The organism is Bordetella sp. (assembly GCF_057362025.1).
The window spans coordinates 36,519-50,261 of the sequence record NZ_JBMQQZ010000105.1; the positions used below are offsets into that span (position 1 = coordinate 36,519).

Consider the following 13,743-nt stretch of genomic DNA (forward strand, 5'->3'; position numbering starts at 1 on the left):
GGGCGACGCCAGAGGACCGGGGGGAAGGCCCACCCCCGAAAGCGCTGCGCGCTTTCCCCCTCAAGGGGGCGACGCTGGAGGACCGGCGGAGCCGGATCCTCGGCGTCCCCGATTGGCTACACCGGTTTTTTGCGTGGGGTAGTTCGGAATAATTTCAACCCCGAAGCGCTGCCCGCTTTCCCCTCCAGGGAGGGCGACGCTGGAGGGACGGCGGAGCCGGATCCTCGGCGTCCCCGCTTGGCGGCACCTGTCCGGGTCGGTCGGGATGCCGCTCGGCATATTTCACCCGGGTAAAATTCTGGCTATGCCGTGCTGCCGTTGCCCAGCTTGCGCATCAGGTGCTCATGCAGGTTGAACGGCGCCGCGCGGCTGCGCACCCGTGTGTAGTCCCCGTCCGCCTGCTGCTGCCACGCCAGTTGGTTATCCCGCAGCGCATAGGTGAACGCCTCGTCGATGACCCGCTTCTTCAATGTTTTGTCCTTCACCGGAAAGGCAATTTCGACACGGCGAAAGAAATTGCGGTCCATCCAGTCGGCGGAGGACAGATACACCGTTTCCTTGCCTTCCGCATGGAAATAGAAGACACGCGAATGCTCCAGGAAACGGCCGACGATCGAGCGCACGCGGATATTCTCCGACAGGCCGGCGACGCCGCTGCGCAGCGCGCAGACGCCGCGCACGACCAGGTCGATCTTCACGCCGGCCTGGCTGGCCTCGTATAGCTCTTCAATGACCCCGGTTTCCAGTAGCGAGTTCATTTTGGCCATGATGCGGGCCTTGCGGCCCTGGCGGGCCGCCTGTGCCTCCGCGCGGATCAGGGCCACCATGCTTTCATGCAATGTAAACGGGGATTGCAGCAGCGCCTTCAGCGTGCGGCGGGCACCCAGGCCGGTCAACTGGGCGAACACTTTGTCCATGTCCTCGCAGATATCCGGATCGGCCGTCAAAAGGCCGAAATCGGTGTACAGCCGCGCCGTGCGGGGGTGGTAGTTGCCGGTCCCCAGGTGCGCGTAGCGCCGCAGCCGGCCCTGCTCGCGCCGCAACACCACGGCCATCTTGGCATGGGTCTTGTGCCCGACCACGCCATAGACAACGTGGGCGCCCACTTCCTCCAGGCGCGCGGCCCAGTTGATGTTGGTCTGCTCGTCGAAACGGGCCATCAGTTCGACGACGACCGTGACCTCCTTGCCTGCCCGCGCCGCCGCCAGCAGGATCTGCATCAGTTCGGAATCCTCGCCGGTCCGATAGATGGTCTGCTTGATGGCCATCACGTCCGGGTCCAACGCCGCGGCGGTCAGGAAGTCGATCACCGGCTGGAAGGACTGGTAGGGATGGTGCAGCAGCCGGTCGCCCGCGGCGATCGCGGCGAACATGGTGGCGGGATTGACCGAGGGCTGGTCGAACGGGGCCGGCACCGGCGCGCGGTATTCCGGAAACAGCAGGTAGGGCCGGTCCGGCACGTTGCACAGCTGCATCAACCGCGACAGGTTGACCGGGCCGTTGACCCGATAGGTGTCGCTCTGTGCCAGCGAGAACTCGCGCTGCAGGAAGGCTTCCAGGTCGGGCGGGGTCAACTTGTCGATTTCCAGCCGCACGGCGGAGCCGAAGTTGCGCTGCGACAATTCGCCCTGCAGCGCCTGCCGCAGGTTGGTGACTTCTTCCTCGTCGACGAAGAGATCGCTGTTGCGCGTCACGCGCCACTGGTAGCAGCCCTGCATCTCCATGCCGGGGAACAGCTCGCCGACGAAAGCGCGCATCAGCGAAGTCAGCAGCACATAGCCGTCGGGATGGCCGGACAGCTCCGGCGGCATGCTGATCAGCCTGGACAATGCGCGCGGCGCCTGCACGATGGCAATGGACGCCTTGCGTCCGAAGGCATCGATACCGCGCAACGGCACGATGTAATTCAGGCTTTTGTTGTACACGCGCGGAAACGGGTGGGCCGGGTCCAGCCCGATCGGCGTCAACAGCGGCATCACGTCGCGATGAAAGGTCTCGCGCGCCCAGGCCTGCTGCGCCTCGTTCCATTCCGAGGCATGGTGCAGCACGATGCCCTGTTGGTTCAGGCAGGGCAGGATTTCGTCGTTCAGCAGGTCGTACTGGCGTCCCACCAGGATATGGACGGCAGCCTGCACCTGCTCGTAGGCTTCGCCCGGCGTCAGTCCGTCCGCGCCGACCAGGTTCGGCGTCTGCCGCTGCTGCTCCTTCAGGCTGGAAATACGGATCTCGAAGAATTCGTCCAGGTTCGAACTGACGATGCATACGTAGCGCAGCCGCTCGAGCAAGGGGGTCGAGGGATTCTGCGCCATGGCCAGGACGCGCTCATTGAACTTGAGGAGCGAGAGCTCCCGATTCAGGAACAAGGGCGGGGATGCCACATTCGAAGTCATTCGGAATTCCGTATCTTGTAAGCCAGCGGACGGGTTTTACGTCAGTTTTGTGACTATTCCATGACAGCCTGGTGTCAAACTCTGCAAGCCTACGCCCAATTTTCCTCGCGCGCGACCGTGTGCAAAATCACCTCTCTATAATGGCGCGTCTCCCCCGCTTTCTTGCTTTCAGCCGCATGGATCATCTACTGGCCGCCGTCGACCTTGGTTCCAACAGTTTCCGCCTGTCCATCGGGCGGGTCGTCCAACAGGAAGGCGCGGCCCAGATCTACCAGATCGACAGACTGAAGGAAACCGTTCGCCTGGCGGCCGGCCTGGATGCCGACAAGCGCCTGTCCGGCGACGCCGTCGAGCGCGCCATCGAAGTCCTCGAAAGATTCGGCGAAAGGCTGCGCAGCTTCCACCCCAGCCGGGTGCGCGCCGTCGCCACCAATACCTTCCGGGTCGCCCGCAATACCGCCGAATTCCTGCCGCGCGCCGAAGCCGCGCTGGGGTTTCCCATCGAGGTCATCGCCGGTCGCGAGGAAGCACGCCTGATTTTCTCCGGCGTGGTCCACACCCTGCCCCCCTCCCCCAACAAGCGGCTGGTGATCGACATCGGCGGCGGGTCCACCGAAGTCATCATCGGCAAGGGCTACGAGCCGGGCCTGATGTCCTCGCTGTACATGGGGTGCGTCAGCTACAGCCGGCAGTTCTTCCGCGACGGCGTGGTCGATGCGCATCAGATGAAGCTGGCCGAACTGGCCGCGCGCCGCGAGGCCGAAGTCATCGCCAAGCAATACCGCAAGATGGGGTGGAAAGAAGCCTACGGGTCCTCCGGCACGGCCAAGGCCCTGTACGCCATCCTGACGGAATGCGGGTTTTCCAATCGCGGCATCACCCGCGCGGGGCTGAGCAAGCTCAAGGACCGCATCGTCCGCGCCGGGCGGGTCATCCCTTCCGACCTGCCCGGTATCAAGGTGGAACGCGCCGACGTGCTGCCCGGCGGACTGGCCATCATGAGCGCGCTGTTCGACGAGCTGAACATCGACGTCATGCACACCGGTGACGGCGCCTTGCGGCTGGGTGTCCTCTACGACCTGCTGGGCCGTGACGATCAGCACGACAAGCGCGACGAATCCGTGCGGCAGTTCATGAAGCGCTATCACATCGACGTCAATCAGGCCGCGCGCGTGCGCCGCGCCGCGCTGACGCTGTTCAAGGAATCGGGCATCGAAGACGGCGGCGATCGCCACGAACTGGCGCACGCGCTGGGTTGGGCGGCGGACTTGCACGAAATCGGTTTGTCGATCGCGCACAACGACTACCACAAGCATTCCGCCTACGTCCTGGGCAACGCGGACATGCCGGGTTTCTCGCGCGACGACCAGCGCCTGCTGGCCTTGCTGGCCCTGGGCCACCACGGCAAGCTCGGCAAGCTGGAACCCCTGGTGCGCAACCGCGAGGAATGGCTGGCCATCCTGTGCCTGCGCCTGGCGGTATTGCTGTTCCGCCGGCGCGAAGACCTGGCCGCCCTCCCCCTATCGGTCTCCGTGCGAGGCGATTCCATCGTCGTACGCGTGCGGCACGAATGGCTGACCGAACACCCCTTGAGCGACTTCACCCTGCGCGCCGAAGAATCGGAATGGCGCAAGGTGGGGTTTTCGTTCGAACTGCTCGAGTTCTAAGGCAGGCACCGCCAGGCCTGCTGGATCCGGTCCAGGGCGACCGGCCCGGCAAGGCCCGGATCAGGCCGCCTTGCGCACCGGGCCGCCCGTGCCCTGCGCCGTGGCCGCGATCGACGGATCCAGCCCGAAGTGTCGGCGATACCGCTCGTCCATGCACTTCATTTCCAGCAGGACAGGGAAATCGGCGGCGTTGAAATCCGGGTCCCAGGCCGGTTCGCCGCAGATCTTGGCACCCAGTTTCAGGTAGCCCTTGATCAGCGGCGGCACGCGGGCGGGCAGCGTGGTGCTGTTGAGCTTTTCCAGCGGGTAGCGATGCAGCGGCTGCACACGGGGCAAGGTCGTATCGCCCATGTGCCCGGACACCGCTCGCCACACTTCCGCGGCGGTGACGCCGTCGTCGCGCAGGCTGACACTGGCGCAGCCGAGCAGGTAATCGTACCCGCCGCGCCGCATGACTTCCGCCACGCCGGACCACAGCAGCATGATCACCGCGCCGTTGCGAAAGTCCGGATGCGTGCAGGACCGCCCGGCCTCGACCATCCGGTCGCGAACGGCACCCAGGCCGGACAGGTCGAATTCGGATTCGGAATAATAGCCACCCGCCTCGCGGGCATTTTCGGGGGTCAGCAGGCGATAGGTGCCGACCACCCGCCCGGTATGCAGTTCGCGCACCATGACGTGTTCGCACCACGCATCGAAGCGGTCCTGATCTATGCCATCCAGCGCGTCCGGGAATACCGCGCCCATGTCCTCGGTAAAGACCCGGAAGCGCAGGCGCTGGATTTCCTCGATCTCTTCCGCCGTACGCGCCAGGCCGACGACGAGGCCGCCAGCGGCGGGATGGGTCCACGCATCGGGCGTGGCGGTACGATCGGGGTCGATGCGGACTAGTTCAAGCATTCGGCCAACTCCTAGGTGTCCGGGTAGTGTGGGCGTCATGTATGTCAGGTATTTGACCGACATGTTACGTGACTGTGAACCAACCCGCTGCGAACCCTGGCCAGGGGAAGGGCTAATTCTTAACCACAACAAAATGTAACTGCTATCCCGCCAAACCGGCGGCCAGGCTCTGCGCGCAGGCCATGGCCAGAGCGGATTCCTCCGCTTCGACCATCAGGCGTAGTTTCGGTTCGGTACCGGATGCGCGAATCAGCACGCGGCCCCTGCCCGCGAGTTCGGCCTCGACATCGCGCCGCGCGGCCAGCAAGCCCGGATGGGTCTTCCAATCCTGCCCCGGCGCCAGCGGCACGTTGATCATCTGCTGGGGATACATGCGCAAGTCAGCAATCCATTCCGCCAGCGTGGTGTCGTTGCGGCGCAGCGCGGTCAGCACCTGCAAGGCGGCGATGATGCCGTCGCCCGTGGTGTGGCAGTCCAGGCAGATCAAATGGCCGGAGCTTTCGCCGCCATACAGCCAGCCGCGCGACTGCATCTGCTCCATGACATAACGGTCGCCCACATCGGCGCGGTGGAACCCCACGCCGACCTGCTCGAGCCGCCGCTCCAGCCCATAGTTGGTCATCAGCGTGCCCACCACGCCGGCGACGGCGCCTCGCTGCATGCGTTCTTTCAGGATGGCGTAGAGAAGCTCGTCGCCGTTGTAGATGCGTCCGCTTGCGTCCACCATTTGCAGGCGGTCCGCGTCGCCGTCCAGCGCGATGCCCAGTTGTGCCCCCCGGGCGCGCACTTCGGCGGCCAGGGCTTCCGGATACAGCGCGCCCACACCCTTGTTGATGTTGAAACCGTCCGGCTGGACCCCCACCGCGTGGACGTCCGCGCCCAGCTCGCGGAACACGTGGGGAGCGATGTGATAGGCGGCGCCATGGGCCGCATCCACCACCAGGCTCAGCCCGTTCAGGTCCAGATCGTTGGGAAAGGTGCTTTTGCAGAATTCGATGTAGCGGCCCGCGGCGTCGTCCAGCCGCCGCGCGCGTCCCAGCGCCTCGGAGCTCACGCAGCCCAGCGGCTCGTCCAGCGCCGCCTCGATGGCCGCCTCGACGTCGTCGGGAAGCTTCATGCCGCCGCTGGAAAAGAACTTGATGCCGTTGTCGTGATAGGGATTGTGCGATGCACTGATCACGATGCCGGCGGTCTGGCGCAGCACGCGCGTCAGGTAGGCGATGGCGGGCGTCGGCAGCGGTCCGGCCAGCAGCACATCGATGCCCGCCGCCGAGAAACCCGCTTCCAGCGCCGATTCCAGCATATAGCCCGATATCCGCGTGTCCTTGCCGATCAGCACCTTGGGGCGGCTGGTGCCGCGCATGCCGCGCGCGAAGACCTTGCCGGCCGCATAACCCAGCCGCAGGGCGAATTCCGCGTTGATGACGGGACCGCCTACCTCACCCCGCACACCGTCGGTGCCGAAGTATTTGCGTGTACTCATGTATCGATTCCTGTGGCAAAGCGCCGGATTATTTCCCGGTTTCCCTGAGGGGATTCCGGACATCGGTGGGAATGCCGCCCTGCTCGACCGCCTGCCAGACCTTCAAGGCATCGACGGTCGCCGCGACATCGTGCACGCGCACGATGGCCGCACCCCGGGCCACGCAGCCCAGGGCGGCCGCGATACTGCCGGGCACGCGGCTGCGCACATCGCGGCCCGTGGCATGGCCGATCATGGATTTGCGCGAGACGCCCACCAGCAGGGGGTAACTGGATACGCGCAGGCTGCCCAGGCGCCTGGCCAATTGGTAGTTCTGGTCCGCCGTCTTGCCGAACCCGAAACCCGGGTCCAGCACGATGCGGCGGGGATCCACCCAGGCGCTGCGCAGCTTCTGCACGCGGGCGCCCAGGAAAAGGCCGATCTCGCCCAGCAGATCGCTGTACTCGGGTTTTTCCTGCATGGTTCGGGGTTCGCCCTTCATGTGCATGACGCACAGCCCGCAGCGCGATCCGGCCACGGCTTCGATCGTGCCCGCCTGCCGAAAACCGTAGATGTCATTGATCATGTCGGCGCCGGCATCCAGGACCGCGCGCATGACGCCCGCCTTGAAGTGTCCACCGAAAGCGGCACGCCGCAGTCGCGCAGCGCCTCGATGATGGGCAGCACGCGCGCCAGTTCCTGTTCCTCGGACACCGGGGCGGCCCCGGGACGGGTCGATTCCCCGCCTATGTCCAGGATATGCGCGCCTTCGTCGACCAGTTGACGGGCGTGGGCAATGGCGGCATCGGTATTGTCATGCTCCCCGCCGTCCGAGAACGAATCGGGAGTGACGTTGACTATGCCCATGACCAGCGGGCGCTCGAGATCGAACTCGTAGCGCCCGCATAGGAACGTATTGGCCATCTAACGTATCGCGTCCAAACCGCTATCAGACCGCCGGTGCGGTACTGTTGCCGCCGGGGGCCAGGCCGCTGGGCGGCGTGTCGGCGGTATCCGACGGTCCCTGCGGGGTCTTGGGGGGCCGCGGCGGACGGCCGGAGATAATGTCCTCGATCTGGTCCGAGTCGATGGTTTCCCATTCGAGCAGGGCAGCAGCCATCGCTTCCACCTTGTCGCGGTTGCCTTCCAGGATCTTGCGCGCCACATCGTATTGCTCGTCGATGATGCGGCGTATGGAAGCATCCACCTTCTGCATGGTGGCCTCGGACACGTGCGTCGTCTTGGTGACACTGCGTCCCAGGAAGACTTCGCCTTCGTTCTCCGCGTACACCATCGGGCCCAGTTCCTGGTCCATGCCGTAGCGCGTGACGATGTCGCGCGCGATGGCGGTGGCGCGTTCGAAGTCGTTCGAAGCGCCCGTCGTCATCTGGTCCATGAACAGTTCTTCGGCGATGCGCCCGCCGAACAGCACGGCGATGGTGCTGAGCAGGCGCTGCTTGTCCATGCTGTAACGGTCGCTTTCAGGCAACTGCATGGTCACGCCCAGCGCGCGGCCGCGCGGGATGATGGTGACCTTGTGCACGGGGTCGGTCTTGGGCAGCATGCGCGCCACGATGGCGTGGCCGGACTCGTGGTACGCGGTGTTCTTGCGCTCTTCCTCGGGCATCACGATGGAACGGCGTTCCGCACCCATGATGATCTTGTCCTTGGCCTTTTCGAAGTCGGACATGTCCACCGTGCGGCCGTTGCGGCGCGCGGCGAACAGCGCGGCCTCGTTGACCAGGTTGGCCAGGTCGGCGCCCGAAAACCCCGGGGTGCCGCGCGCCAGGACGGAAGCGTCCACGTTGGGCGACAGCGGAACCTTGCGCATGTGCACCTTCAGGATCTGTTCGCGGCCGCGGATGTCCGGCAGGGGCACCACGACTTGGCGGTCGAAGCGGCCCGGACGCAGCAGCGCCGGATCCAGCACATCGGGACGGTTGGTCGCGGCGATCACGATGACGCCCTGGCCGGATTCGAACCCGTCCATTTCCACCAGCATCTGGTTCAGCGTCTGTTCGCGTTCGTCGTTGCCGCCGCCCAGGCCGGCGCCACGCTGGCGACCGACCGCGTCGATTTCGTCGATGAAGATGATGCAGGGCGCGTGCTTCTTGGCGTTTTCGAACATGTCGCGGACGCGGGCCGCGCCCACGCCGACGAACATTTCGACGAAGTCGGAACCGGAAATGCTGAAGAACGGCACCTTGGCTTCGCCCGCGATGGCCTTGGCCAGCAGCGTCTTGCCGGTACCGGGCGACCCCACCATCAGCACGCCGCGGGGAATCCGGCCGCCCAGCTTCTGGAACTTGCTGGGATCACGCAGGAAATCGACCAGTTCCTGCACGTCTTCCTTGGCCTCGTCGCAGCCGGCAACATCGGAGAACGTAATCTGGTTGGTATTTTCGTCCAGCATGCGCGCGCGCGACTTGCCGAAGCTGAATGCCCCGCCGCGTCCGCCGCCCTGCATTTGCCTCATGAAGAATATCCATACGCCGATCAACAGCAGCATGGGGAACCATGAGACGAAGATATTCATCAGCAGCGATTGTTCTTCGCGTGCCTTGCCCGATACCTGGACGCCATATTTGAGCAGATCCGAAACCATCCACAGATCGCCCGGCGAGGTCAGCGTATACGGACGGCCGGCGTCCGGCGTCACGTAGAGCATATCGCCCTGCACGTCGACCTTGCGGATGCGACCCGCCTTGGCGTCGTCCATGAACTGCGTATAGCTCACGCCGTCCTGGGACTGGGTGCGCCCGTCGAATTGCTTGAAGACGGTGAATAGCACCAGCGCTATCACCATCCACACCGCAACTTTGGAAAATGAATTATTCAAGGTCGATCTCCTGCTTTCGATTCCGACCAGTGATTGCGGCAGCCTCTGCCATAGGACACAACCACAAGGATGTCAATAGCGATTCTACCCCGTCGAGGGGCACACGTGGGACGTTCCCCGCGGAACGCCGTTTATAGGGCTTTTCGGGGCTTTTGGCCGAATGCAAATGTAAAAAGCAGGCACGCGGGGCTGGCGCCTGGAAACTGCCCGAAACTGCAGGGCTTCCCGGTAACCGCGAAATCCGCAATATCAGCCTGGGTGCTTGAGGTTCCTCGCGACAAGAAAGGTTTCCGACGAATTGGGCCGCGACGCCTTCGGCTTGCGCTCGACCACCCGTTTGAAATGCTGCTTGAACGATTGCACGATTTGCGAAAACCCGCTTCCGTGGAAGGCTTTCACGATCAGGGCGCCGTCCGGCTTCAAATGAGCCAACGAAAATTCGAGCGCAAGGTCGCAAACGTGCTGGATACGCGCCGCATCGGCGACCCCCACACCGGACAGGTTGGGGGCCATATCCGAAATCACAAGGTCGACTGCCTGCCCGTCCAGGGTTTTTTCCAGGATTTCCAGCACCGATTCCTCGCGGAAGTCGCCCTGGATGAATTCCACCCCTGCCACGGGTTCCATCGGCAGGATGTCGAGCGCGACGATGCGCCCCTCGACGACCCCGCCCGAACCGACCAGGCGCTCGCGGGCGACCTGCGACCAGCTGCCCGGGGCGGAGCCCAGATCCACCACCACATCCCCGCGGCGCATGAGTTTTTCGGTTTCCAGGATTTCGATCAGCTTGAAAGCGGCGCGGGCCCGGTAACCCTTCTGCTGCGCCAGCTTTACATAAGGATCGTTGATATGCTGGTGCAACCAATCCTTGGAAAATTTATTCTTGGCCATTCCCGTACAATTCCGACATGCCTATATTAGAAATTACATCCCGAGAGCGCAGCGCGCTGCGGTCCGCCGCCCACGCCCTGCGTCCTGTCGTCCTGATCGGCGATAAAGGACTGTCGGATGCGGTCCTGAAGGAAATCGACGCCAACCTGACCTCGCACGGCCTGATCAAGGTGCGGGCGGGCGGAGAAGACCGCGACACGCGCGAGGAAATGCTGGCGTCCATTTGCGATGCCCTGTCCTGCGCGCCTGTCCATCATCTGGGCAAAGTCCTGATTCTGTACCGCCCCCAGCCCGGCATGCCTTCGCTGCTGGCCCCGGCCGCCCCGCCCAAGCGCAAGGCATCCGAGCCCTATACCCCGAAAAAGCTGGCCGCGGAAGGCAAGACCCTGGCGAAACCGACCCGCGCGTCGCGCAAGGCCGCCGCCGGGGAAGAAGACCGCCGTCCGGCACGCACGGAATTCAACGACGCCGGCAAACCGATGCGTCCGAGTACGCGCAAGGCCGCCCCGGCCCACGGCATCCCGCGTCGCGCGGGCAGCGCGCTCAGCCTGCGGGCCGGCGCCCGCGGCGGCGTACAGCGCCCGGCGCGCAAAACCGTCAAGCGCTAGGCGATCCGCCGCCGATGGCGCGGCGCTGCCCAGGACGCTTGCCGCTTACAGGTAGCGAACGCTGATCACCTCGTACTCGCGCACCCCGGACGGCGCCTGGACCTCGACGACATCGCCTTCGCTCTTGCCGATGAGCGCGCGCGCCACCGGGCTGGAAACGGAAATTTTGTTCGCGCGGATGTCCGCTTCGACGTCGCCCACGATCTGGTACACGACCCTGTCGCCTGAATCCAGGTCTTCGATTTCCACGGTCGCGCCGAACACGGCCCGGCCGTCGGCATCGAGCTCACCCGGATTGATCACATGCGCATTGGACAGGGTGGCCTCGAGCTCCGCGATGCGTGCCTCGATAAAGCCCTGGCGCTCGCGCGCGGCATCGTATTCGGCGTTTTCGGACAGGTCGCCCTGGGCGCGCGCCTCCGCGATGGCACCGATCACAGAGGGCCGCTCAATGGTCTTGAGCCGGTGCAATTCTTGTCGCAGGCGCTCGGCGCCGTCTACCGTCAACGGAATGGCTGACATATCGCAATCTCTACTAAAAGTGGAAAACGCCCCCGCCGGGGCGTTTCGGTAACGGTCGAAGCACGGCGGCAGCATGCCGGCCAGCAGCGCACAAACAGGGACGTATTTCCGCATGCGACGGCGGCAATGGGGCCGCCATCGCGGCACGCCCCAGCACCCGCCTTCCTGGGAAGGGCCGCCGGTTCTCCTCGCCGTGCCCGCTCTTTCACGCCGGCGTCCACGCCGGCGGCGGCAAGCTTCGACCAAAACAAAACCCCGGCTCGGAAACCGGGGCGATCAAGTGACATTGTGGTCAAAGCCGGACTGAATTGCAAGCCGCCCCTAAGGCTGAGGATAGGCGCGTCCCTGATTTCAGCCGGCCGGTGGAGCGCTCCTCCTTACGAAGCCCGCCCGGCTGGCGCGAGGGGGCGCAGCAACGCATAAAGGATAATGGCACCGAAGGTGGCCGTGCCGATGCCGCCCAGGGCGAAGCCGCCCAGCCGGACGGTGAAATCGCCGGCGCCCAGGACGAGCGTCACCGCCGCCACGATCAGATTGCGGTTATCGCTGAAATCCACCCGGTTGACCACCCAGATCCGGGCACCCGCCACGGCGATCAAGCCGAACACGACCACGGACATGCCGCCCAGCACAGGGCCGGGAATGGTCTGGATCAGGGCGCCGAACTTGGGCGAAAACCCCAGGAGGATGGCGATCAGGGCCGCCACCGCGAACACCACGGTGGAATAGATCCGGGTCACCGCCATGACGCCGATGTTCTCCGCGTAGGTCGTCACGCCCGTCCCTCCTACCGCGCCCGAGACCATGGTGGCGACGCCGTCGCCGACGAAGGCGCGTCCCAGGTAGCGATCCAGGTCGCGCCCGGTCATGGCGCTGACCGCCTTGATATGGCCCAGGTTTTCCGCGACCAGGATAATGGCCACCGGTATCAGCAATCCCGTCGCGGAGGCCTGGAACACCGGGGCGGCGAAATGCGGCAGGCCCAGCCACGCCGCGCGCGCCACGCCGGAGAAATCCATCGGCTTGCCCAGTCCCAGACCGTTGGCGCAAATCGCATAAACGATGCAGGCCAGTATCAATCCGGCCAGGATGAGCAGGCGCTGCAGCATGCCGCGCGTATACACCGCGATGCCGCCCACGCACAGTATCGTCACGACGGCCATGGACGCATCGAAGCCGGATGTCCCCATAGCGCCCTTGGCGGCGACCGGCGCCAGGTTCAGGCCGATGACGGCCACCACGGCGCCCGTGACGACCGGCGGCATCAGTGCCTCGATCCAGCGCGCGCCGCCGCCCGTGCCGGCGCTGGCCGTCCACACCAGCACGCCGATCAGGGTGTAGGCCAGCCCGCAGAGGATGATGCCGCCCAGGGCGACACCGATATTGGGATTGGGGCCGGCGCCGGCATAGCCCGTCACGGCGATCACCCCGCCGATGAAGGCGAAACTGGAACCCAGGTAGCTCGGCACCCGGCCGCCGACAAAGACGAAGAAAATCAGCGATCCGACGCCGGACATCAGAATGGCGACGTTGGGGTCGAATCCCATGAGCAAGGGCGCCAGCACGGTGGAGCCGAACATGGCGACCACGTGCTGCAGGCCCATCGCGACGGTCTTGGGCCAGGGCAAGCGTTCATCGGGCGCCATCACGGCGCCAGGCGCCATATCGCGCACCAGGCGCCAGCGCGGGAAATACGATCCGGACATACCTTCCCCTCGGTTATGTATACAAGGCGGCCGCAAGTTTATCGGGGCTCAAGTTTTTAGGGTAGCGTGCCGTTACTCATCCATGGCGGGCCGCCGTCGACGCGCGATCGATGAACGCCGTCCTGGCGTGCGCCGGCAGGCGCCTTTCGGCTGACAGACGCCGACCGTAAGGCGGCGTGTGCGGGACTCGGGCCAGGCCATCTTCCCAGGAAACGGACATGACGATTTCGGTGATTTCTTCCACATTGGCGTCCGCCTATGGCTCGACCCAGCTGGGGCCGCGCGCGCTGCAGAACAACAGCGCCGCGCCGGACGACGGCAAAGCGGCCTTGAACGGCGATGCGTCCACGGCGGGCGGCAATGGCACGTCCTCGGCCGACGGCCAGCGCACCAACACGAACTTCCAGGCGAGGCCAGCGTCGGCAACCCAGGCATCCAGCGACAGCGGCGGCGACGACGCTACCAGCCAGACGATCAAACAGCTGGAACGGCAACTGCGCCAGGTGCTGCAGCAGATCCAGCGGCTGCAGGCCAGTTCGATACCCGATGAGCAAAAGGCCCCCCAATTGCAGGCGCTGAACGCCGAGGCGGCAACGCTGCAGGCGCAGATCTCGGCGCTGATCGAACAACAGGCACAGGCCGCCAAGGGCGTGACCACGGCCTGAACGGCGGACACGGGCTTTTTCGCGGATACTATCGGATTCTCGGCGGCCGCCGCATGGCGGTTGCCGCAAGTTTTCCATTCCTCGAACGCTTTC

Annotated in this window: 10 protein-coding genes and 1 pseudogene; 3 read left to right on the forward strand and 8 right to left on the reverse strand. The window is 65.0% G+C overall.

Annotated elements, in window-relative coordinates:
• Positions 1 to 302: 302 nt before the first annotated feature.
• The gene (ppk1, locus tag ACO1P8_RS24160) at positions 303 to 2,390 is read right to left on the reverse strand and encodes a polyphosphate kinase 1 (protein ID WP_486298383.1); all 2,088 of its coding nucleotides are present in this window, start codon (positions 2,388 to 2,390) and stop codon (positions 303 to 305) included.
• A gap of 176 nt (positions 2,391 to 2,566) precedes the next feature.
• Here ppk1 and ppx point away from each other — a divergent pair, with 176 nt between their 5' ends.
• Complete coding sequence (ppx, locus tag ACO1P8_RS24165; RefSeq protein WP_486298384.1) at positions 2,567 to 4,057, forward strand: exopolyphosphatase; 1,491 nt, start codon at positions 2,567 to 2,569, stop codon at positions 4,055 to 4,057.
• 60 nt (positions 4,058 to 4,117) lie between these two features.
• Here the strand turns inward: ppx and ACO1P8_RS24170 are convergent, their stop codons facing one another.
• From ACO1P8_RS24170 to ACO1P8_RS24190, 5 genes and pseudogenes are all read right to left on the reverse strand, one after another.
• Positions 4,118 to 4,957, reverse strand: a complete 840-nt coding sequence (locus ACO1P8_RS24170; protein WP_486298385.1) for a GNAT family N-acetyltransferase — start codon at positions 4,955 to 4,957, stop codon at positions 4,118 to 4,120.
• A gap of 142 nt (positions 4,958 to 5,099) precedes the next feature.
• The gene (gene glmM, locus ACO1P8_RS24175) at positions 5,100 to 6,440 is read right to left on the reverse strand and encodes a phosphoglucosamine mutase (protein WP_486298386.1); all 1,341 of its coding nucleotides are present in this window, start codon (positions 6,438 to 6,440) and stop codon (positions 5,100 to 5,102) included.
• A gap of 28 nt (positions 6,441 to 6,468) precedes the next feature.
• Positions 6,469 to 7,343: pseudogene (folP, locus tag ACO1P8_RS24180) on the reverse strand (dihydropteroate synthase).
• Between the two features lie 25 nt (positions 7,344 to 7,368).
• On the reverse strand, positions 7,369 to 9,258 hold the full coding sequence (ftsH, locus tag ACO1P8_RS24185) for an ATP-dependent zinc metalloprotease FtsH (RefSeq protein ID WP_486298387.1): 1,890 nt from the start codon (positions 9,256 to 9,258) through the stop codon (positions 7,369 to 7,371).
• A gap of 249 nt (positions 9,259 to 9,507) precedes the next feature.
• Positions 9,508 to 10,149: an RlmE family RNA methyltransferase gene (locus ACO1P8_RS24190; RefSeq protein WP_486298388.1), complete on the reverse strand. Its 642-nt coding sequence runs from the start codon at positions 10,147 to 10,149 to the stop codon at positions 9,508 to 9,510.
• Between the two features lie 17 nt (positions 10,150 to 10,166).
• On the opposite strand from ACO1P8_RS24190, the gene ACO1P8_RS24195 reads away from it, so the two are divergent.
• A complete protein-coding gene (locus tag ACO1P8_RS24195) occupies positions 10,167 to 10,757 on the forward strand; it encodes a YhbY family RNA-binding protein (RefSeq protein WP_486298389.1) in 591 nt (196 codons plus the stop codon).
• A gap of 45 nt (positions 10,758 to 10,802) precedes the next feature.
• On the opposite strand, the gene greA is transcribed toward ACO1P8_RS24195, so the two are convergent.
• Positions 10,803 to 11,279, reverse strand: a complete 477-nt coding sequence (gene greA, locus ACO1P8_RS24200) for a transcription elongation factor GreA (RefSeq protein ID WP_486298390.1) — start codon at positions 11,277 to 11,279, stop codon at positions 10,803 to 10,805.
• 377 nt (positions 11,280 to 11,656) lie between these two features.
• The gene (locus ACO1P8_RS24205; protein ID WP_486298391.1) at positions 11,657 to 12,985 is read right to left on the reverse strand and encodes a solute carrier family 23 protein; all 1,329 of its coding nucleotides are present in this window, start codon (positions 12,983 to 12,985) and stop codon (positions 11,657 to 11,659) included.
• 218 nt (positions 12,986 to 13,203) lie between these two features.
• Between ACO1P8_RS24205 and ACO1P8_RS24210 the strand changes: the two genes are divergently transcribed.
• Positions 13,204 to 13,650, forward strand: coding sequence for a hypothetical protein (locus ACO1P8_RS24210; protein WP_486298392.1), 447 nt, complete (start codon positions 13,204 to 13,206; stop codon positions 13,648 to 13,650).
• Positions 13,651 to 13,743 lie beyond the last annotated feature (93 nt).